We start from the raw sequence: 19,062 nt of genomic DNA, 5'->3' as shown, positions 1-19,062 counted from the left end.
CATGATACATCAGGGAGTTCATGAATAATGACTGAAGGGTAACAAAACCCTCGCTGCTGCTTGTGTAATTCGAAATAATTTCCGAAATGTGCGAATGTGTAAGATTAATGTTTTGCTTTTTAATGGTGTTCAAATACAAAGATAAGAAAAAAGGAGCTTACACACTTTTATAGGACAGTACCGATTGCTATCGCTTAAATCCGAATATAGGATTCCGAATGATAGACCTTGCTGAAAAAGAAACTTTAGAAGACGACGAACGGTGTTGCAACCAATTAATCTATTTGCGACATGGAAAGACGGAAGTTCTTGAGAAGGGGGGATGTCAACACTTATTGGAAGCGCAGGACTTTATCTTCATTCCGCTGGGGAAAACTTTCTCCTTAAGAGCTGTCGCGGATTCGCGCTTAATTGTAATGACAACTCTTCACATCAGTACGCTCTGCCTAAAATTATCGGCTGCGAAACTCGAAAAGATTGAAACAACCGAAACCGACGCATGCAAAGCCCCTTTCAATACACGCGTGTTCCATGCTAACGATTCGTTGATACGGTGCTGGGATTCCATAGAGGATTATTTAGAAGTTGGATTCTCTTGCAAAGAAATTCATCATCTTAAAGAAAGAGAGATTTTCTTGTTGCTTAGAGCAAGTCTCCCAGAGGAAGAATTGCGCACGCTATTCCGCCCATTGTTCGACAAAAGTACCGACTTTATGGCTTCCGTACACAAATATGCTGATAATGTGAAAACAGCACAGCAGTTGGCAGACGAAATAGGAATGGAGCGTGCATATTTTCAAAAAGTTTTTAAGGCACATTTCAATACCTCTCCTTACTGTTGGTTGCAAAATTTGAAAGCGGAGAAGTTGCTAACGATACTTCGCGAATCAGATATACCAATAAAGAATATAGCATCTGAAATGGGTTTTTCTTCTGTAAGTCATCTGAACACCTTTTGCAAAAAATTCTTCGGCAAGACCTCTTCAGAAATTCGGGATGGACAATTCTCGGAATCCCAATTTAATAAGCAAAAGTAAGAAACTGCTAAGCAAATAAAAACTCTCCTTAAATTTGCATTTTCAGAATATAACACAAAAATGATAGTTTGCAACACATTTTTTTTACAATAATAATACTATACTTCATAACTTTGCAAAAGTTTTTGAACTCTTGCATAAAAGAGTTAAGACTTTCCTTACCATGCTGTCGGTGAGTCTAAACATCTATACAAAAAATATAATCTACTATAAGATAGGCATGAATACCATACGTGACTTTTTGAAAAATAAACAATTATTATTGTTGATTGCTTTTCTTCCCACCAGCTTCCTGCATGCGCAGAAAGTTGGAATAAAAACGAATACACTTTATTTGGCAACTACAACTCCCAACTTAGGCATTGAGGTGGCAACATCTAATAGTTTCACACTGAGCCTGACAGCCGGTTATAATCCTTTCTCGTTCCCATCGAGGGAGAATACGGACGGTCGCAAGATTCATCCTAAGCTGAAACACTGGCTTATAATGCCCGAAGTCAAATATTGGTTTTGCAAATCATTCCAACGAGGTTATTTAGGATTGCACGGTATATATGCCGACTATAACATAGGTGGTTTCCCTAAACCCCGCGTTTTTGATGACACCAGATACAAGGGACAAGCTTATGGCGGAGGACTTAGCTACGGCTACCAATGGGCTATCGGTGACAGATGGGGCATGGAGGCTTCTGTGGGCGTGGGCTATCTTTATCTAAAATACAAGAAATACGAATGTACAGAGTGTGGCGACTATCTCGGAGAGTTTCACCGCAATTACTTTGGTCCGACGAAACTTGCACTCTCATTTATCTACTATCTTAAATAATTTGCAATGAAAAAGTGTATATTATTTATTCTAATACAGGTAGCCTGTTGCACCGTTTCAATCGCGCAGCAGGTACAATATGCGGTCACCGAACCATCGCCATTACGAATTACAGAAACCTCCTGCAATATCAACGGCGATTCTTTGCATATAGGATTTGTCATAAACTTGCAGGGAAACGTAATACGGTCAGGAGAAGCCTTACATCTGGTGCCTGTCTACAGAATTGGTAACGATGAGGTGCGATTGCCGGAAATACTTATTAACGGAAAAAGAAATTCCAAATACTATCGACGCGACCGTGCACTGCTCAGTCATGAGCAGTATTGGAGTACAAAGCCATACGCCGAACTCACATTAAACAAGAGAATACCTCAGAAGATAAGATATGATAAAAGAGTAGTATTGCCGGCAGAATTTCGCAATCAGCCGACAGGACACGTTTATATAGAGCGATTCGTTGAGGACTGCTGTGATTGGCGTTTTGTAGGTTCGGACCTACTGAAGCCGACAGTGGTTTCCGAAATCTCGCCAGCTGCTATTCCTATGCAAAACCTTGTGTTCGACGAAAGTAATGTTGTGTTTGTTAGACCTGCTCACGAAACAAAGAAGCTGCGTAACGAGTTATTATCGTTAAGAATCAATTTCATTGTAAACAGATCTGATATCCTACCCACCTACAAGAACAATGCAGATGAGTTGCGCAAAGCCGATGCTTTGTTGCGACCGCTATCCACTCGAAGGGAGACATATACCATCAACTCGGCTATCATCCGTGGTTATGCCTCACCGGAGGATACCTACGAGCACAACCTGAAGCTATCGCAACATAGAGCCGATAACTTCAAAAGCTACATCATCTCACGTTATGGGCTAACCGGACTCTCTTCGTTCCCATCACAAGGTATGGGTGAAGACTGGGACGGACTGCGTAAGTTGGTAGAAGAGAGCATTATGCCATATCGCGAAAAAGTGCTGGACATTATCGATTTTGTGGATCTTAATAAAGGACGTGAGAAACAGCTCATGGATTTGGGAGGAGGCGTTCCATATAAATTTATGTTAGCAAATCTATTCCCTCCCTTACGTCGCATGGAGATGGAAGTAAGTTACACAGTTAGGCCCTTTGAAGAAAAGGAAACCGACAAGGTGTTTGAGACACGTCCGCAAGACCTTTCACCCGAAGAATTATTTCTTCTGGCACGACGTCGCAATGCTCCTCCTGTAACCGATGAGGAAAGGGCTAAATACGGTCGCGAGTACGATATGGCAGTACAGCTCTACCCTAAAAACGAAATTGTATTGCTTAATGCTTCTTCCGCAGCCTTAATAAGAGGCGACGAGGACATCGCGTGGGAGTATCTGAATAAAATTAAAAGTCTGCCAGAAGCAGCCAACAATTTGGGAGTTTACTATATGCTGCACGGCGACAATGCTCGTGCCGAACAATACCTGCGGCGCGCTTTGACTGTTATGCAAACAAAAGAGACAGCAAAACGTAACTTGAAAGTTTTGGAGCTGCGCAAGCAAAATGTTTCCATTCAGCAGTAAAACTAACAGATGAACGAAAAATCGTTATCATATATATTGGAATCCAAGACCTATAGCATGACTTTATACAATCGCTTAAACCTATGGTGTAGTTCGAGAGTCTTCCTGTGGTTGGCGCTTGCTATTGTGATAGTAGGACTTGCCTCGTGTTCTACCGATGACGACCGCGACGAATGTTGTGAACGTATTCGGATTGATTTCAGGTATTCCAAAGGAGCTGCCGATGTTTTTCCTAAATACATTAAAAACATGCGTCACTTCCTGTTCACAGACGATGGGCGTTTCATTAGAGAGATACCGGCTGCAACATCTCATCTGCAGCATCTGTACATACCGCAAATAGAAGAGGGAGCCTATCAGTTGGTAACACTCGGCAATGCGGATAAAGCCACAGTCATTACCGACCTCATCCCTGGACAAACACGACTTTCCGACTTTCTGCTAAGGACGCAGAATCCTCAAGCCAATGTAGTGCAAGACGACAGCGATCCGATCTACTGGGGAATTCTTTCTTTCAGAGCGGAAAGGAACAAGGATCTACGTTACCTGTGCGACATGAGCAATATACATTGCCGTCTAACGGTGACCGTTACATGGATGGAAACACAGCCAGAAACCGACGACTTCATATTGCAGATACGTGAGGTGCCGTCTCGCTATAGACTGAATCCTCAAGAGTCCACCTATCAATACGTGGCAGGCGACAAGACCAAACCGGAAACTACTCCCGACCGTGTTGTGCATCATTTCCCTTATGTCTATGAGGAACCCGCCACCTTGGGAGTACACCGCAAAGAGGTGCCACGTTTGGCAGGACGAGTAAAAGGAACATTCCGCACACTGCGCTACACCGATGGGCGTATTCCTTACTTCGTATTACTGAAAGCCGACGGAACGGCGGTGACTAAAGAGATTCATCTCTCCGAGCCCTTTGCGCTGTGGGGCTGGAAAGTAAGCGACAACATCGAACAAGAATATGAAATAGAAATCTATCTTTATGATGATCGTATGATTGTTCACCCAGCTGCCAATGCCGATGTACTCGATTGGGTTGACGGCGGTACCGTAGGTTAATAAGAATACTATGTGTTTTTGAAAACACTCTTAATTTATTTTTAATTTTATTATTAAATTGTTTTATGAAAAAAATTTTTATTGTAGCAGGTGTCATGCTCTTGACCCTTGGCGCCTGTACCAACGAAAGTTTACTTCCGGACAACACGAACGATAACGGCGTAACGAAAACACGTTCCGCTCGTATGTCGTTCAACGTTACACTTCCGGGAGGAGACCCCATCACTTATGCCGAGATACAGACGGCAATAGAAAAGAAAGTGGAGCGTCTTGACATCTATCAATTCGGAGAGGGTACCGACGGACGTTTGGAAGCTGTGTTTAACAACGTACAGCTCACATCTGCCGCTACAGGCTACAGCGTGAGCCTCGACACGGAAGGCTCTGGCAAAAAGCAGTTCATGTTTGTTGCCAACAACCAAGGCAGCAACAACGGCAGCGCACCATCAATAGAGAACTTGGCAAATGGCACCATCACTGCCGGCGAGTTCATGAAGAAAATCACGAAGGAACTCGGCGACAAGCAGCTCAACGGAGCACCGTTGCTGATGACAGCTCACCTCGAAGATGTTGAGGTGAAGACTGGAACAGTAGGTAAGAAAGCTGAACTGGAGCGCATCATGTCGCGTATAGATATAAAGAACTACGAGCCAAAGCTCACTATCACTCGTGTACGCTTGGAGCAAGTGCCCGACCGCAGCTTCCTCTTCAATCAGGCTGCCACCACACAACATCCTACAGGCATGAAGTGGATAACTCTGCCGGAGGTAAAGCTACCGACACAAGCTACAACTGTAGGAAGTTCCGATCCAGTGGAAATGGAAAAAGTTGCTGCCACGTCAACCGACATAGCTCACACAGACTACAAGCATGTGTTCTATCCGTATGTCAGCGACGACATCACTGAAGAAACCCAAGCACCACTCATCGTGATTGAGGGCATCCTGTTCAAGGGCGACCCTAACCGTGAATCAAAAGTGATCTACAAGAAGCGACTGAAGATTGACGGACAATCCAAATTCCTCGGCTTTAAGCGTAACACTCGCTACACACTGCTAATAAAGAAGGCGTTCCGCGGCGAAGTTGACGCATCTATTGTTGTGGATAAATGGAATGAAGAAACAGTAGAAGGGGTTATCAAACCGGTTGCACCAGTAGCATATGAGCTTTCAGATAGTCATGTATATTACACTAATTTTAGTTGGGATGCTGACGAACAAACCTTAAAACTAACGAAAATTATTAAAGATAAAGAATCTACTAGTGGCTATGGAATTAATGAAGCTTCATTATACATTTCATGCAATGTTGATTGGGAATATTTAGTTGAGGGAGATGCGCAAGCCTATGACTCAGAAAAGCAAGTTAATAATTGGTTAACTGTATATACGCGACTACGTGACATGTCTATAGCCAATGGAGTGTTTATAAAAAATGAGTTGCGTTTTAGAGCAACAGCGGATAATTTAACAGGGCAGCCACGTACCGTACGATTGATTTTACGTAACAAAGTTGATCACAATAAACAAAGTATCATAACCATTACACAGGAGGGATAAATATATGAAACTATCGAAAATATGGGCAGGCTTGTTGCCTGTCGTTTTAGGTCTGATGTCTGCATGCAGCAATGAGAGTCCCGACCGCATTTCTGTCGGCGACCGCAATGCAATCACAATCAACTTCCCTGGCTACACCTTGGCACCAAAGACATACGCCGGCACCTATCCTGCCGACATTACAGAGAAAGCCATAAGCAATGCCCGCATATTAGTATTCGACGATAATAACGGTCAACCTGGTATATTGCTGAACTCGGAGTCAATAGAACTCACTGCCGGCGGAGACACCGAAGCAGGAGTAACCGGAAAGGTATTCATACGAGAATCTGGAGTGCGACATCTATTGGCTATCGCCAACTTGGATTTCACGCTCGACCAATACAAGGCTTTAGAAGGCAAGACTTTTGCAGATGTGTCTAAGACATTTGTAACACAGCCGTCAGGCAAAGCAAACTTCTTCCCGATGTGTGCCGTAGCACCGCTGAAGGTTACAATACCGGAATTGACAGACCTGACAACGCCTATGCCGAACCTCAACTTTACTCTCGAGCGTCTTTCCGCACGCATCGACATCGAAAACCTCACAACAGCTACCGATGGAGAGTTCGTGCTGGAAGGAGCAAGAATGGAAGGCGACATAGCAAGATCCTATTTGGTAAGAGGACAAACACCGGCACTATTCCCGAATGACAATCTTGGCACACATTCAAACATCTCCGCAGTATGGGCAGAGAACAAAGGCGTAAATGGTGACATGAGGAAGATGTACATGCAATTATATACTTACGAAAACAAGCAGGACCAACTGAATGTTATTGTAAAAGGAACCTACAAGGGCGAAAAGGCTCAGTTTACTATTCCGTTCACAAACCGCAGCGTAAAACGCAACACCCGCTACATTGTGCAGATGAAGAACAATGCTGAAACGAAAAAGATGGACTTCAACATCGTGGAAGTGAAAGATTGGACAGAGGGTGGCAACGGCAGCTTAGACTTGGATGTGGACAAAACCATGCCGACAGTAACAGCCATTAGCGCAGCAAGCGGTGCTGCACAGCACATCGCAAACAACACGGAAGCCAACAAAGTGACGGGCATTAGCGTGAATACAACTGCTGCTTACTCCATGAAGATATCGGTGGAGAGTCCAAGCATGGAAAGCCGTATCTTGTTGAATAATGCAGAATATCCCTGGATTGAGGTTAATCAGATTGGAGAAAGCAAGATAGCTGGTGGCAAACTCCATCAGGATTTCCTTGTGAAGATAGGTAAGAATGTAGATTTGTACCCTCGTACAATACAATTGGAGGTACAGAATGCATACGCTCCAAATAAAAAGACACCCAAACTGATTACCATAACACAATCAGCTGCCACTTCATCTCTTAACCCATTGGCATGGATGGCAAATGCAAATATAGGAGAATTAAATACTTTTGCATCTGTATGTAATGCAACAAACTGGACAACAGAAGAAGCCTGCGGTAAGTATTATCAATGGGGTCGTAATGTAGCATTTGATTTTACACATCTTATAAATGGTATAAAAATTGAAAAAGGTACCATTACCCCTAACAATCCTCTTTTATGGGATAAAAATAAATTCTTAAGGAGCGCAGGCTCTGAATACTATTGTACAGGATTAGAAGAAGCACAAACTTGGGCGCAATTTGTTGGAAAGTCCAATTCTAAGGCACCGAGTTCATATATCGGAAACAATGGAGGAGATCCTTCTCCTAAAGGATTTCATGTACCACTTTATAAGGAGTTTCTTTCAACTCTTCCATCTTTAAGTGCTGATATTCCCATATTTTCCGGAAATTACAAAAATTCAGAAACTCTGGATGTTAAATTTCATGGCGAAAAAAATTCGCAGAAATTGACATCATATTTCTATTCAAACAAGAAAGGAGTATTGTATGCAATGCGCCACAAAGGGGGAGATGATAAATATATCACAGCATTCAGATATGAAAAGTTCAACTTTGGTGGCTTAAAAATTACTGCACGACATCTTGGAGCAAAAGGTGCTGATATTAACGTAAAAGATATTGCCAATGAAGCTTATTGGAATTCTAATGCAGGAAGTGATATAGTACGCTACTTACCACTTGCATGTAGGTATAATCATAACATTGCATTGGTAGGACCTGGCACTCTAACCCTATATGCTTTAGGAGAAAAACCCTCCGGTAGGATTAGTTACCATTATCAGATTAGAGAAGCTCTGATTTATTTTGTAAGATATCTCTATCTAGAAAGTGCAACCCAAATCCGCCCATTCCGTAATTAATATAGTAAAGCCTTAAGGGTATAATAATCTAAAAAAGAACATAGAGGGCGTATCAGTTTCTTTCCGTCCGATTGGAGGAGAGGGCTGGATACGCCCTAATGTTTATAAATACAACAAGAAGAAATGAAACAGATCACAAAATTGGTGATTGCACTCTGTGTGCTGACAAGCTGCAGCCGAGAATGGCAAGACAATCAGCAAAGCGATTATCGCACGGTGCTCGCTTACATAGCAGCCGATAATGACTTGAACAAAGAAGCACGCGACAAATGTGACGCACTCCTTGAAGGGTGGCATCCGCACGACGGAGGACTGCTCGCTGTCGCCGACAATGGCTCGCAGCCCGTGCTGATGAAAGCTGCCGGCAACAACGGCAAGAAACAATGGGACACACTGCGGGTGTATGAGCATACCGACATGGCAGACGCGGCACTGCTGCGGCGCGTTGTAGAAGAGATGCCGACCATTGCTCCGGCAAAGTGCTATGGCCTGATTGTGTTCAGCCATGCCACAGGCTGGCTGCCAAAAGGGGCTTTTGCACATCCTGACAGCTATGCCCCCGCTATCGGGAGCCGCACGCTCATCACCGCCGGAAGCAAAGAGATGAGTATAGATGATTTCGCCGCAGCACTTCCCGACCGCGGATTCTGCTTCATCGTTTTCGACATGTGCTTCATGGCAAACACGGAAGCACTCTATGCGCTGCGCAACAAGACGCATGCCTTTGCTGTGTCAACGGCAGAGGTTCTCAGCCCCGGATTCACACCCGCCTATCGCACAAGCCTCTCTCGCCTTTACACACCTCACCCCGACCTTGTGGGGTTCGCACAGGATTTCTTCAACTATTGGAACAGCCAAGAAGGCATCTACCGTTCCGCTACCGTAAGCGTAGTGAAATCCAACGGGCTCGAAGAGTTGGCAACATGGGCAAAGCAGCAACACGCAGCGGAAAAGATTGCGGCAAGCTCAGATAGTCTGCTGAAAGCCACTCAGACTTATGACCGTCTGCCAGTACACCTCTTCCACGACCTCTACGATGTGCTCGGCAGCTGCGTGCATACAGAAGCGGAGCGACAACAGCTGAACGACATTTTCTCACGCACCGTAATTCTAAGCAAGACGACAGGTAGAATAGTCCAACTGCCGATTATGCGCCATTCAGGCTTATCAACATATATACCGCGCTCTACGCTGCCGGCACTTAATATGGCACACGAACAGACTGCTTGGCAACGTGCAATTAAATAGAATTTAATGGATTTGCCGTTGCTATTGGTGCAATATGGGGTCAGTCGTAAAACCCAGTTGTTGGCAAAGGTAAGGTATCTTTTCGTATTTTGCAACTTTTTATAATATATTTCCCCGCATTGTAACTATTCAGCAATCATAGACTTTGAATATCAGAAACTTGCAGGCTTACTATTATAGTAGAATGTTCAAAAATGATATTATTTTTCAAAATCATCATATATTCATTCTTATAACTCGCTGATTAGCAACAATTCTCTATAAATCTTTATTGCTGAATAGTTACCCCCGCATTTTGTATTTTTTTAAAAGAAACAAACAATTTACGGTCTATTCCCTACGCGAGTTCGGGATAAGGAAATCTTTCCCGGCGATATGGGAAATGTTCAATAATGTCCTAAATTTTCTTCATTCATCTGTCCAAAGCTTAGCTTTTGCTCCGTAAAAGGTAAGCTTTTGCATTGCAAAAGGTCATGAATTGGAGTGCAAAAGCTTATCTTTTAAATCACAATTAATATCTTCTTGATTATCAATGGATTAAGGAGTGTGTTTCGGGCGCAGTTTTTGTAATATAATTTCGTGGTGATCGCCACAAACTCTCTTGTATTGCTCCATGAGCCAATGGTTTTGTTCCTCGATAGAAATGGTGCTGTTGTCCAGTTCAATGGCATCTTCCGCCTTTCGCAAAGGGGATGTTTCCCGATGGGAATCGATGTAATCGCGGTCGCGAACATTCTTTAATATATCAAGATAATCGGCTTCCAATCCCTTCGCTTTCAACTCATCATAACGGCGTTGAGCGCGAACTTCCGCAGAAGCCGTTACAAAAATCTTTAATTCGGCTTGTGGAAATACTGCCGTACCAATATCGCGACCGTCCATTACAACGCCTTTTTCTGTTCCCATTTTTTGCTGTTGTTTCACCAAAGCAGCTCGAACGAAGGGTACGGCCGCTATGGGACTTACATGAGAAGACACTTCCATGTCGCGAATTTCCCGCTCCACATTCTCTGCATTCAAGTATGTGTCGGGACGTCCGGTGGAAGAGTTCAACTTAAAAGCAATACCAATGTTGGGCATCTGTTTTCGCAACTCGTCAATTCTGACAGTTCCGTCATCATTAAAGAGATGATTGCGAAGCGCGTAGAGGGTAACGGCACGATACATGGCTCCGGTATCCACATAGACATATCCAAGTTTTTTTGCCAAGTCCTTCGCCATAGTGCTTTTTCCACAGGATGAATAGCCATCGATGGCTATGATGATTTTCTTCATATTGCTTGATATTGTTCGGTTCGTATGTATTTATTAAGTTTCTATCGCGATTTCATTCAGGCAGAATGTCTGCCTACAGCGTATATGCCAAATTGAGCAAGATGGAATTGCTCGAAGCATGGTATTTCCCATAGGCGGCATTGATTTTGAAGCGTTCAAGGTTTACACCTCCTCCCAAACAGAATCCGGCTCCATGAGCACTTTCGTCATCTCCAGTTCCGATTTTCATTTCATCAGCTTTTCGGAAATTGTAACCACCTCCTATCCAAATGTTTTGCGACAGGAGGATTTCAGCTCCCAAGTTAAGGTGGTTGATAAAGCGATAGTCGTAATGGGTGAGATCAACGAGAGTGAAAGAAAGGCGGATGGGCAAGCCTTCAAACGTTTTGCTGACACCCAATCGGAGGTCGAAAGGCATTTTCCCAAAATCTTCCTCATAGGCTTTCACCTGTCCACCTAAATTTTTGGCAGCGACAGAAACCGACCATTCACTTTCCGGAACATACCAGTTCAATCCTAAATCCACCCCCACTGCCATGCTGCTGTAATCTCCGATGTAGGAAGTGATGAATTTGGCAGTGATGCCTCCAACAAGATTTCGCGCCAATTCATAAGCAAAAACCGCGCTGATGGCTATTTCTCCCGCGTTGAACTCACCAGATTGGACATTATTCTCGTCCACTTCTTTTATCTTTCCATAATTCATGTATTGTATTCCGCCCACTATCGTGGATTTTTCTTTTATGGCTTTTGTGAACGAAGCTCCCATATAATTTGCCCCTTGCATATAATTCATATAGCTTAACCCAATTGTCATGTCGCTAACCGATGCTGCCAATGCCGGATTGGAAAAAGTCAGAGCCGGGTCATCCTCAATAATGCTGATGTTTTCTCCTCCCAATGCCGCCGCGTGGGCACTAAGCGGAAGTCGAAGGAAATTATATTCTGTTTGGCTCTCTTGACTCCAAGATAATGATGAGAAAAGCAACAGAAAGAGGGTGAAAACAATATTTTTCATTTAATGAACTTTAATTTATCGGCAAAGATACATCTTTTTCCGAATATCTTGTTAATTTTGTCTGTTGAATATAAACCGAGTTCAGAAACTCACGGATTTACCATTCTTCTTTTCATATTGTTTACAACGTGAATAAGAGGAATTTAGTGTTTGAGGTGGAAATAAAGAAGTCAAATAAAGCAGATTTAGAGAACAAGCGTTGGATAGGTTTCCTGCTTGGAATCATTGTTGCGTTGTCAATATTTTTTGTCGCCATGGAATACTCCGATGAAAACTCCTCCGACTCAAAAGATAAGTTGGATTTAACAAAAGACTTGGTATTGCAAGACAAGGATTTATTGCCTGCGATTGACCAAGAGGATGTGGCAAAACAAAAGACAGAAAAGAAGCCCACTTTGGAGGATATGCTCAACATAAAGCGAAGTGAAACGCCTCGCAAAGTAACGCCACACGATGCCGGAAAAATAGATTCGGAGGACAAAAAGACCGCCGCGCCTCAACTTAGCGATACACCGGTGCTCACAAGTAAGACTGAGGAGGTGCCTGACCCGACAAAGGTGATAGAAGAAGCCAAAAAGGAGATGAACAAACAAACAGACGACGATTCGGACGTGCAAATAGAACGATACGATGACAAAGTGAGCAAACGTATCCTCTCCGAGACACCAACACCACCGGGCGGATGGAGCAGTTTCATGCAATGGCTAACAACCAACATTCAATATCCTGCTTCGGCAATAAACGCAAGCAGAACGGGCGTAGTGAACATCACATTCATCATCAACAAAGATGGAATGGTGAGCAACGTGAAAGTAAAGAACAGTAACAACTCAGAGTTTTCGCTTGAAGTACTGCGGGTTGTACGCACCATGGGCAAATGGAAGCCCGGAATAGAGAAGAACAAGCCTTGCAGGTCCTTGATAGAGATACCGGTGGTATTCCAAATTTAGACGAAAACGGCACGATTCCCCCTATTGTGTAACCATGACAGACTACCTCCTTTTACGAAAGGCGATTAGAACCATTGTTCGCCTATCAGATAGAATAAATAAAAAAAGAAATAAATAATATGTACACATCAGACGAACTACTGAAGAAAGTAAACAATTATTTGAAAGTCCTTGCTTATAACCGCAAGCCGGAAAGCCTGTATGAGCCTATCAAATATGTGTTGGATTTAGGTGGAAAGCGGATTCGTCCCATTCTTTTGCTACTCGGCTATAATTTATATAAGGAAAGTCCGGAAAGTGTTCTTTCATCGGCTTGTGCACTTGAGACTTACCACAACTATACACTCCTTCATGACGACCTAATGGACGAAGCGTCCATTCGACGAGGGCAGCCAACCGTACACCGGAAATGGAATGCCAATCAAGCCATTCTCTCCGGCGACTCCATGCTCGTTTTAGCTTATGAGCGGTTGGCAAAGTGCGACGCGCGACACCTTCCCGCAGTCCTTAGCTTATTCACAGAAACAGCTTTACAGATAGGCGAAGGACAACAATATGACATGGAATTTGAGAAACGCGATGATGTAAGCGTGGAGGAATACATTGAAATGATACGATTGAAGACCAGCGTTCTTCTCGCTTGTGCCATAAAAATGGGTGCCATCTTAGCCGATGCGCCGAAAGAAGACGCGGAGAATTTGTATAAATTCGGCGAGCAGATAGGTCTGGCATTTCAGTTACAGGACGATTATTTGGACGTCTATGGCGATCCGAAAGTCTTTGGGAAAGAAATCGGCGGTGATATCGTTTCCAATAAAAAAACTTATATGCTGATAACGGCTTTCAATCATGCCAACCAAAGGCAACGTGAGGAATTGGAAGTATGGATGAGAAAAACAACATTCGAAAAGGATGAGAAGATAACCGCCGTTACAAGACTCTATAATGAGATGGGCATTGACAAACTCGCAAAGGAAAAAATGGATGAATTTTACGAACAAAGCAAGAAATATTTGGATGCCGTCAGCATACCGGAAGAGAAAAAAACTGAATTGAGAGCATATGCAGAGCAAATGATGGAACGACAAAAATAAATCGTATGAAACAAAATGTGGGTTCACACATCAGCTTCACTATTATAACAAAACATTCTTCAACCGTTTTTTCTTAGCCTGAATGCCATACAGAAGATTACCTAAAACAGATGCAGCAAGACTGAAAGCATTGAAGACGTTGTTGGAAAACAATGACATCTACACGGTTCGCAACCGGTTCATTGACTGGCAACTCTTAAACCGTGCGCAGCCACTTCACGACAGGCTGCTTACCGCATCGGAGCAATACAAGATATCCATGTCGTCTCAAGTGCGCAATGCGAAGAAGATGAGCAGTTTGCAGCACAAGGCTTCCATGTATTTAAGTCATTTCATACAAGTGCTGTTGATGTCGGTAGAGCGTGGGGAAATCAAAAGAAAAATGTTGGAATTGTATGGATTGGATGAAAACGCCACATCACTACCCAACCTGAAAACTACGGAAGGATTGTTGGAATGGGGAACCAAAATGATTGAGGGGGAAAAAGTGCGACAACAGAAAGGTGGACGTCCCATTTACAATCCGTCAATCGGCATTGTTTCCACTCATTTCGATATTTATCAAGAAGCCTATGACGCACAGAAGAAGTTGCAACAGAAGACTTTGAATGCCAATCGGGAAATATCCAAGTTGCGCCCGGAGATAGACACGCTTATCGTGGAGCTGTGGAACGCCATTGAAGCTCATTTCGCAGAGCTGCCACCCGAACGCAGGTTTCACGAATGTAGAAAGTTTGGCGTGATTTACTATTATCGACGACACGAAGAACGGATTTATTAACTAAGAATAAGCAAGGGGGGGATATCAAAGGAAAGAGAGAAGTAACGTGCTGTTGCCGCCATTGAACAGAGGAAAAAGATATAAATGAAAAAATGATTGATACACACATACATTTGGACGGAGAGGAATATAAGGACGATTTATCGGCTGTCGTTGAAAGAGCAAAGGCAGCGAACGTGTCGAAGGTTTTCATTCCCGGCATAGATCTGAAATCGGTAGGTACGATTGCCGATGTTTGCTTTAAGTTCCCGGGCTTTGCTTTTCCCATGATAGGACTTCATCCGGAGGAGGTTAAAACCGATTGGAAACAGGTTCTAAAGGAGATGCAAAGCATATTAACTAAAAACAAAGAATATATAGCGATTGGCGAAGTAGGATTGGATTTCTATTGGAGCAGAGAGTTTGAGCAGGAACAACTAAGTGCTTTTGAAGAACAAGTAAAATGGTCAATAGAGACGCGACTACCACTGATGATACATTGCAGAAAGGCGCAAAACGAGATGGTGCATATTCTACGGAAATACCGGAACTATTTGCCGGGAGGCGTGTTTCATTGCTTTACGGGCAACGAAAAAGAAGCGGCAGAACTGCTTTCTTTTGACAACTTTGTACTCGGAATAGGTGGGGTGCTTACCTTTAAGAAGTCGAAGCTGCCTGAAACATTGCAGACTGTTCCTTTAGATCGTATCGTTTTGGAAACCGATGGCCCGTATATGGCACCCGTTCCTTTACGCGGACAGCGCAATGAGAGTTCTTTTCTTGTATACATCATGGAGAAATTGGCGGAAGCAAAAGGAGTTTCACCGGAGGTAGTAGAACAAAAAACAAATGCAAACGTGGAAAGGGTATTCGGTTTTTGAACAATTTAGTTCAAGAAGACCCTTATTATTTGTTTTTAAGGTATGTGGATTTTTACCCACAAGAAAACATCTTTTCTTTATCAAAGAATAAGTTCCAAAAGCATGATTCTCGTTTTACAATACATAAGCCCCGCTTTGTTAGAAAAAGACCGCCGGGCTTATATATGTATTTGTTATGCTTCCTCATTGTTTGCCGCGTGTTCAGTCGGAAAATCCCCAATTGGAAGAGGACGATCGATGACGGCATTATACGAAATCAGGCTGACACTTCTGGACAATCCCAATGCTTGGAGCTTGTCGTGGATGATATCCAAAAGATGATGGTTGTTATAAGCATAAAGCTTTATAAACAAGTCATATTCACCGGTTGTGTAATGACATTCCACTATCTCAGGAATCTTTTTCAACCTTTCCACCACATCATCGAACGATTCTGGATTTTTCAAATTCAATCCTATGTAAGCACAAGTTTCATACCCTATTTTTTCGGGATCAATAATAAACTGTGAGCCTTTTAGGATTCCGAGATTGGTCAGTTTCTGAATTCTTTGATGGATTGCCGCTCCACTTACATTACACTCGCGAGCTACTTCCAAGAATGGAATACGTGCGTCATCAGCTATCAGACGCAAAATCTTCTTATCAAGTTGATCTAAACTTCTATGTGCCATTTCTAATGATTATTTGCTGCAAAGATACAACAATGGTTTCAAAACGCCAACATTTTTCTGTATTTTGTTTTAAATTATAAGGCAATATTACAATTTTATTCCCTCCTTGTCTTTCAAAGTGCCTATATAATTGACATTGAGTACATTCGATTCGCGAAGAGTTTGCTTGATGTCAATCATTATTCCCATCCGAGTATCTTTATCGCCACGAATGCTTACCATCATTTGCTTTTTGTCTATCGCATCCATATCTTGGCGTTCTTTCAGCAAATAGTTCTTTATTTCAGCTATTTGCACTATTTTATCGTTAAGTTGTATGCTTGTGCTATCCGACTCAACCTCTCCCAAATTGTTCATTTGCTTCCCTACATAAATGTAAGATGTGGTTGTTTTCTTCGTCAGACGCGTCAATTCAGTTCCTTGAGGGACACGATACTTCACCTTAACGGTTATTTTGCGCATTTGGGTAACCAGCATAAAAAAGAAAAGAATTGTAAAAATAAGATCCGGTAAAGAGGCTGTATTCAATGCCGGAATGTCATGACTGCGTTGCCTGTAAAAGCTCATTCTCTTTTTCCTTTCTTATCAAATTCATATACTTCGGAAATTCGCTGCGGTACCTTATCATTAACAAGTTTCTGCTGCTCTTCATCGCATAAGGAATATGGCTTGCCGTAAATATCTTCGGAGCTTTTGTCGCGCAGAACATGATAAGCCGCTATGATTTCGCTTTGAACACGGAAATAAGCGTCGTACGATGCTTCCCTACTAGTTTGTAACTGTATAATATGATTTTTCCCTCTGTTCGCGATGAATTTTTCAACGACACTTCGCAACTTGGTAACTTTTATAGGCTCATCGTTCAGCAACAGTTTGTCATCAGCCGTAACATAAAGTTTCATCACCAAATTCGAACTAACGGATGTTGGCAGCTGCTCCTTTTCTTTTTGAATTGGGGGAAGTTGTCGGGTTATCCCTTTGTCAATATCCATGGAAGTGGTAACAAGGAAAAATATCAACAACATAAAAGAAATATCTGCTGTTGAAGAGGCATTCAAACCGGGAACTTTTCTTATTTTGCGATGAAAAATCAAGTATTCTTATTTTTTTTTCTATAATAACGTGTGGCACCGAAAACTACAGAAGCAATGGCTGCCAACAACAGCACAAGTGAGGAATAAACGAACATATCCGCCACTTTCAACCAAAGTTTATCAGTAAACGCTATTCCATTAATCAACATGTCGTTTGAGGATCCTAATAGAAGCGATAGTATCAAACTGGTAATTGTCAGTCCAAACACCGAAAATGAGAGCTTGCGCGTTGGAATTTTATTTACAACTACTTCTGATTTGGAAGTCATCTTTATGGTCTTGACAACTGAAAGCGCAATTGTTGCAACGGCAAAGACAAATATCAACCAACCACAATAAATAAGCACATCCGTTAAGAGAGGAGCATTAAAAGCAGGGTCTTCGATTGATGGAGTATTAAATCCAATGAGGTAAAACGCCACAAATACAATTACTACTGAAGTAATTGTAACATAGAGTACGGATTGTGAAACACGCTCGGCATCCCATTTCTTATTTACTCCGGATTTAGCCATCTCTATTTTGTCAGTTTATATTTCACGATGGAATCAAGCAAAGCTATTGCCGACTCTTCCATCTGTGCCGTTAAATGCTCTATCTTTGAAAGGATATAATTATAAAACACTTGCAATACCAAAGCCACGATAATTCCAAAGATGGTAGTTATCAATGCCACTTTCATTCCGGAAGCTACAATTGTGGGACTGATGTCGCCTGCCAACTGAATTTGATCGAAAGTCATCACCATGCCGATTACAGTACCGAGGAAACCCAACGATGGAGCAATGGCTATGAATAAGGTTATCCACGAACAACCCTTCTCGAGGTTCGCACTCTGAACATTTCCATAGGAAGTAATGCTCCGCTCTATTTCCTCTATGGAACTATCAATCCGCAACAACCCCTGATAACAAATGGACGCTACCGGACCGCGAGTGTTTCTGCTTAAATCCTTCGCGCCCTCGATATCACGCTGTATGATTTTATCCTCAAGTTTTGACATGAATGACTTTGCATCTATCTCCGAAAGACTCAGATAAATAATACGCTCAATACAGAATGCGAGTCCCAATATCAATGCCAAAGCAACCAAAGACATAAAGCCCGCATTGCCCTCTATAAACTTCTTCTTCAAGGATTGATGAAGTCCACCATCAGAATCATTTCCCACAGACTGTGCCGCATCATTCAACGGAACATCATTTTCCTCCAAAGCCTCATCAAGCGACGTGTCATTTGTCAATACCACATTTCCTTTTACACCACCGCTCACCCCCTTTTGGGCTATTGCAGAAACGGAAGAAGACAAGAAGAGGAAAATTATCATTGCAAAATATGCAATCCATTTTTTCATATCAGTAACCTATTTGGTTTCTTAAAAATAGCGGAAAGAGGGGGATTCGAACCCCCGAACCGCTTTAGACGGTTACACGCTTTCCAGGCGTGCCTCTTCAGCCACTCGAGCACCTTTCCTTTATATGTGGCTGCAAAAGTATTTAATTTAAATGGATTAACGGCATAATTCTTCAAAAATAATTCACGGAACAAGTGGGTTTAGTTTTCTTTAACGTCTTTAAAGGGTTTGGCGGATTCCATAAGCAAGTGCAAAATTACACAATTCTTTGTTTAATCATATATTTTGTCTTTTGAAATTGATTCTTTTTTCTTGTTTTGTTGTTTAATTTCTCTATTATATGTTTTTTCATTCCCTTGGATATTCTTTTGAAT

The 19,062-nt window shown here is 42.5% G+C and carries 18 protein-coding genes, 1 tRNA gene and 1 pseudogene; 11 read left to right on the top strand and 9 right to left on the bottom strand.

All coding sequences use genetic code 11. The features are described 5' to 3' along the window. Positions 1-109, bottom strand: a pseudogene (locus ETF27_RS11805) (transposase); the annotation flags it as partial. A gap of 109 nt (positions 110-218) precedes the next feature. Here ETF27_RS11805 and ETF27_RS04970 point away from each other — a divergent pair. The 7 genes from ETF27_RS04970 to ETF27_RS04940 all read left to right on the top strand — a co-directional run bounded on the left by ETF27_RS04970 (position 219) and on the right by ETF27_RS04940 (position 9,591). Further along, positions 219-1,037, top strand: coding sequence for an AraC family transcriptional regulator (locus ETF27_RS04970; protein ID WP_147785563.1), 819 nt, complete (start codon positions 219-221; stop codon positions 1,035-1,037). A 133-nt stretch (positions 1,038-1,170) separates the two neighbouring features. Further along, the gene (locus ETF27_RS04965) at positions 1,171-1,863 is read left to right on the top strand and encodes a DUF3575 domain-containing protein (protein ID WP_240048130.1); all 693 of its coding nucleotides are present in this window, start codon (positions 1,171-1,173) and stop codon (positions 1,861-1,863) included. Positions 1,864-1,869: 6 nt separating this feature from the next. Next, positions 1,870-3,414, top strand: a complete 1,545-nt coding sequence (locus tag ETF27_RS04960; protein ID WP_147785562.1) for a DUF3868 domain-containing protein — start codon at positions 1,870-1,872, stop codon at positions 3,412-3,414. A 9-nt stretch (positions 3,415-3,423) separates the two neighbouring features. Next, positions 3,424-4,488, top strand: coding sequence for a FimB/Mfa2 family fimbrial subunit (locus tag ETF27_RS04955; RefSeq protein WP_147785561.1), 1,065 nt, complete (start codon positions 3,424-3,426; stop codon positions 4,486-4,488). Between the two features lie 65 nt (positions 4,489-4,553). Then, positions 4,554-6,047, top strand: coding sequence for a hypothetical protein (locus ETF27_RS04950; RefSeq protein WP_147785560.1), 1,494 nt, complete (start codon positions 4,554-4,556; stop codon positions 6,045-6,047). Positions 6,048-6,051: 4 nt separating this feature from the next. Continuing rightward, the gene (locus tag ETF27_RS04945; RefSeq protein ID WP_147785559.1) at positions 6,052-8,343 is read left to right on the top strand and encodes a hypothetical protein; all 2,292 of its coding nucleotides are present in this window, start codon (positions 6,052-6,054) and stop codon (positions 8,341-8,343) included. Positions 8,344-8,466: 123 nt separating this feature from the next. Beyond that, positions 8,467-9,591, top strand: coding sequence for a clostripain-related cysteine peptidase (locus ETF27_RS04940; RefSeq protein WP_147785558.1), 1,125 nt, complete (start codon positions 8,467-8,469; stop codon positions 9,589-9,591). 537 nt (positions 9,592-10,128) lie between these two features. On the opposite strand, the gene cmk is transcribed toward ETF27_RS04940, so the two are convergent. Both cmk and porQ read right to left on the bottom strand, forming a co-directional pair. Further along, positions 10,129-10,866, bottom strand: a complete 738-nt coding sequence (gene cmk, locus ETF27_RS04935) for a (d)CMP kinase (protein WP_130828562.1) — start codon at positions 10,864-10,866, stop codon at positions 10,129-10,131. A gap of 73 nt (positions 10,867-10,939) precedes the next feature. Then, positions 10,940-11,884, bottom strand: coding sequence for a type IX secretion system protein PorQ (porQ, locus tag ETF27_RS04930; RefSeq protein ID WP_130828561.1), 945 nt, complete (start codon positions 11,882-11,884; stop codon positions 10,940-10,942). 155 nt (positions 11,885-12,039) lie between these two features. Between porQ and ETF27_RS04925 the strand changes: the two genes are divergently transcribed. The 4 genes from ETF27_RS04925 to ETF27_RS04910 all read left to right on the top strand — a co-directional run bounded on the left by ETF27_RS04925 (position 12,040) and on the right by ETF27_RS04910 (position 15,569). Then, a complete protein-coding gene (locus tag ETF27_RS04925; protein WP_130829706.1) occupies positions 12,040-12,834 on the top strand; it encodes an energy transducer TonB in 795 nt (264 codons plus the stop codon). Between the two features lie 119 nt (positions 12,835-12,953). Beyond that, entirely contained in the window at positions 12,954-13,928 is a 975-nt protein-coding gene (locus tag ETF27_RS04920) for a polyprenyl synthetase family protein (protein WP_130828560.1), read from the top strand. 82 nt (positions 13,929-14,010) lie between these two features. Beyond that, positions 14,011-14,709: a hypothetical protein gene (locus tag ETF27_RS04915; protein ID WP_130828559.1), complete on the top strand. Its 699-nt coding sequence runs from the start codon at positions 14,011-14,013 to the stop codon at positions 14,707-14,709. Positions 14,710-14,801: 92 nt separating this feature from the next. Then, entirely contained in the window at positions 14,802-15,569 is a 768-nt protein-coding gene (locus ETF27_RS04910) for a TatD family hydrolase (protein WP_130828558.1), read from the top strand. Positions 15,570-15,742: 173 nt separating this feature from the next. Here the strand turns inward: ETF27_RS04910 and ETF27_RS04905 are convergent, their stop codons facing one another. The 6 genes from ETF27_RS04905 to ETF27_RS04880 form a co-directional block, all read right to left on the bottom strand. Then, positions 15,743-16,240 carry an Lrp/AsnC family transcriptional regulator gene (locus ETF27_RS04905; protein ID WP_130828557.1) on the bottom strand — a complete coding sequence of 166 codons (498 nt, stop codon included), beginning with the start codon at positions 16,238-16,240 and terminating at the stop codon, positions 15,743-15,745. A gap of 87 nt (positions 16,241-16,327) precedes the next feature. Further along, positions 16,328-16,807 (bottom strand): ExbD/TolR family protein, encoded by a 480-nt coding sequence (locus ETF27_RS04900; RefSeq protein WP_130828556.1) that lies wholly within the window; start codon positions 16,805-16,807, stop codon positions 16,328-16,330. Then, positions 16,804-17,298, bottom strand: a complete 495-nt coding sequence (locus tag ETF27_RS04895) for an ExbD/TolR family protein (RefSeq protein ID WP_317131320.1) — start codon at positions 17,296-17,298, stop codon at positions 16,804-16,806. The genes ETF27_RS04900 and ETF27_RS04895 overlap by 4 nt, the downstream gene beginning before the upstream one ends. 32 nt (positions 17,299-17,330) lie before the next feature. Further along, complete coding sequence (locus tag ETF27_RS04890; protein ID WP_130828555.1) at positions 17,331-17,849, bottom strand: hypothetical protein; 519 nt, start codon at positions 17,847-17,849, stop codon at positions 17,331-17,333. A gap of 2 nt (positions 17,850-17,851) precedes the next feature. Then, on the bottom strand, positions 17,852-18,688 hold the full coding sequence (locus ETF27_RS04885; RefSeq protein ID WP_130828554.1) for a MotA/TolQ/ExbB proton channel family protein: 837 nt from the start codon (positions 18,686-18,688) through the stop codon (positions 17,852-17,854). Positions 18,689-18,719: 31 nt separating this feature from the next. Then, positions 18,720-18,807 (bottom strand) — tRNA-Ser (locus tag ETF27_RS04880). Positions 18,808-19,062: the final 255 nt, after the last annotated feature.

Origin of the sequence: Prevotella brunnea, from assembly GCF_008016795.1 — a bacterium.
Taxonomy (GTDB): Bacteria; Bacteroidota; Bacteroidia; order Bacteroidales; family Bacteroidaceae; genus Prevotella; species Prevotella brunnea.
This window is presented reverse-complemented; position numbering and strand designations above follow the sequence as displayed.